We start from the raw sequence: 3,288 nt of genomic DNA, 5'->3' as shown, positions 1-3,288 counted from the left end.
AGAGACCCTGGTTAAAATGGCTACTGGTATTCACTCTTTCATTGATTATCACTTTAGTCCCGGTGAGCTTACCCACCAACACGGATGCACAGTTACTGCGAGTGAGAAAACTGACAATGACGTCCGGACGGCGACACTTCACCTCTTTTAACAACTGGGCAATGCTTTTGCCGATACTACCCTGCGCCGCTCCGGTGGTCACAGAGACATAATCAGGAACCTCATGCTTTTGCTCGTACTCATCCAAAAGATAGAGGCCAACCTTGCTGTTAGTTCGCCCAACTTCAGGCCGAATATGCTCCAGCAAATTCACCAGCACTTTCTCAGCACCACCACCTTCTAAAGAATTGATGACAAAGAGAATCGATTGCTTATTCAAGCTGGACAAGCCATCCATTATTGAGACTCCGTATAACCTCGATACCAATCAACAAACAGCTGCATACCTTCCGCTATAGGCGTGGCCGGATTAAAACCCACTGCCTCCACCAAGCTATCAACATCGGCATACGTAACAGGAACATCACCCGCCTGCATCGGCAACAACTCCTTGATTGCTTCACGATCACACGCCTGCTCAATTGCTGATATGAACGTATTTAATTGGACGGGTTGATTGTTGCCGATATTGTACAAGCGATATGGCGCAGAGCTTTGTGATGGATCACACCCCATTGATGATTCTTTTGGCGCAGGGATCACATTCTGCACTCGGACAATCCCTTCAACAATATCGTCGATATACGTGAAATCACGCTGCATATCGCCGTGGTTGAACACTTTGATCGGATCACCGTTTAAAATAGCCTTAGTGAATAACCAGGGAGCCATATCAGGCCTACCAGCAGGACCATAAACGGTAAAAAACCTCAAGCCAGTGGTAGGGATTCCGTAAAGATGTGAATAGGCGTGCGCCATCAACTCGTTGGACTTTTTCGTAGCTGCATATAAGGAAACAGGGTGATCGACACCGTCACTGACCGAAAAAGGAATTTTTGGGTTCATTCCGTACACGGAACTGGAAGAGGCGTATACGAGATGTTCAACCTGATTATTCCTACATCCCTCAAGAATGGTCATGGTGCCAACGACATTGCTGTCGATATACTTAAACGGAGCCTCGAGCGAATATCTCACACCGGCCTGTGCCGCAAGATGAATAACGCGCTGAAATCTCTCTGTACGAAACAGGTCCGCAACACCTTCGCGATCGGCCAAGTCCATTTTCACAAAGGAAAACTTGTCAAATTGAGACAACTGCTCCAAGCGATAATGTTTTAATTCTACCGAATAATAATCGTTTAAATTATCCAGCCCGACTACATCGTGCCCTTGTTGCAACAAGGCCTTGGCGGTGTACATCCCAATAAACCCAGCAACACCCGTCACCAAAATCTTCATACATCGAATCCTTTTCTTTTACTCAAACTTCATACTTGCTAATTAGCACAAGCCAACTATTTCAGTTGACTAATTTTTTGGAGTAAAGCGAGAACGTCCTTGTGACACTAATGCATTAAACCTGAATGAAAACCAAATGATTCAACATTCTATCGAATACTTTACGACTGAATTGATAAACCGCGACCTATCGCATAATAATCAAAATTCTTTTCTTTCATTCTCAGCGGGTCAAACAGGTTTCGGCCATCAAAAATGACGGGAGTTTTTAGCAGTTGCTTCAGCTGCTCGAAGTCCGGAGCACGAAAACTTTGCCACTCGGTACAGATTATCAGGCCGTCGGCGCCTTTCAGTGCAGACTCCTTGGTGCCCATCAAGTGTAAATCCTGACGGGAACCATAGATCCGCTGGCACTCATCCATCGCTTCCGGATCATAGGCTTGAACTTGTGCACCTGCAGCCCAAAGCGCTTCCATCAAAACCCGACTGGATGCATCTCTCATATCATCCGTTTTAGGCTTGAAAGCCAGGCCCCACAACGCAAACACCTTACCTTTAAGTGAGCCCGCAAAGTGCTGTGACACATAATCAAACAGTTTCTGTTTTTGCCGCCCATTGACTGACTCAACAGCCTGTAGAATCTCAGACTGGTAATCCATCTCACCGGCAGTATGAATGAGGGCCCGAACATCTTTAGGGAAGCACGATCCGCCATAGCCACAGCCTGGATAAATAAACTGATAACCGATGCGGGAATCCGAACCGATACCATGGCGCACGTGCTCAATATCAGCGCCAACACGCTCAGCAATATTCGCCATCTCATTCATAAAGCTGATTTTCGTGGCCAGCATGCAGTTCGCTGCATACTTGGTCAGCTCTGCACTGCGGGCGTCCATGAAGATCATCCGATCCCGGTTACGGTTAAACGGGGCATATAAGTCACGCATCACGTCCTGAACCTTCATGGCGTCAGAATTGTCACGCAAACCAATAATGATACGGTCGGGGGTCATACAATCCTGAACAGCGGCGCCCTCTTTAAGAAACTCGGGGTTTGATACCACACTGAATAGAGGCGCCTCGGAGGGATTATGAAAGCGTTTCTGAAGAGACGCTTCAATCTTCTCCGCCACTCTGTCTGCGGTTCCCACAGGCACGGTGGATTTATCGATAATGATTTTTCCACTGTTCATGTGTACCGCTATTGACTCGGCAACAGCCAATACATATTTTAAATCCGCCGATCCATCTTCATCTGGAGGCGTGCCAACTGCGATAAACAAGACGTCGCCAAACTCAACACCTTCCTGAGGCGAGGTGGTAAACGTAATGCGTCCGGCTTCGTAATTCTCCTTAACCAACGGAGTCAGTCCCGGCTCAAATATTGGAATCTCTCCCTGCTTTAGGTTTTCGATTTTCCTTTCGTCAACATCTACACAGCAGACATCATGTCCTACATCCGCCAGCACAGCAGCCTGCACCAACCCCACGTAGCCGATCCCAAATACCGTAATTTTCATGAATTATTTCTAAACTCCTTCGTAATACACTGACAGCATCAACCTTAAAGAATTAAGCTGATACAAAAATCACCTCAGATCTGGCACAGAGAACTTATAGCCTAATTTTCTATCGCTACAGCGTAATTTGTTCACAATGCGCAGTACATCAACTTCTGAAATTTTTATACGACGAACCTGGATCTTAAGCCACAAAAAATAACGCTTCGAACGCTTCACAGCTCAAGCAGGACGGCCTTGCCAGATACTGAAAACCCCGAGCAACTCAAAAAAGTATCAGGAAGTTTGAGACAGGCTTTCTAAATCGCCAACAACAGTTTGCAACGCAAATATTGCGCCATTATGAATAAACTCTGGAAACAAC

The 3,288-nt window shown here is 46.4% G+C and carries 3 protein-coding genes; all 3 read right to left on the bottom strand.

Going from position 1 to position 3,288, the window contains the following annotated elements:
- Positions 1–397, bottom strand: a 397-nt coding sequence (locus tag ACTG33_RS16775; RefSeq protein WP_439136361.1) for a hypothetical protein, incomplete at its 3' end; no start/stop codon positions are given.
- Positions 397–1,401: an NAD-dependent epimerase gene (locus tag ACTG33_RS16770; RefSeq protein WP_439136360.1), complete on the bottom strand. Its 1,005-nt coding sequence runs from the start codon at positions 1,399–1,401 to the stop codon at positions 397–399. The genes ACTG33_RS16770 and ACTG33_RS16775, both read right to left, overlap by 1 nt.
- 161 nt (positions 1,402–1,562) lie before the next feature.
- Positions 1,563–2,924 carry a UDP-glucose dehydrogenase family protein gene (locus ACTG33_RS16765; RefSeq protein ID WP_439136359.1) on the bottom strand — a complete coding sequence of 454 codons (1,362 nt, stop codon included), beginning with the start codon at positions 2,922–2,924 and terminating at the stop codon, positions 1,563–1,565.
- Positions 2,925–3,288 lie beyond the last annotated feature (364 nt).

The organism is Pseudomaricurvus sp. (assembly GCF_965662505.1).
GTDB lineage: Bacteria > Pseudomonadota > Gammaproteobacteria > Pseudomonadales > Cellvibrionaceae > Pseudomaricurvus.
Note: the sequence above shows the minus strand (reverse complement) of the source record. Positions and strands in the feature narration are given on the sequence as shown.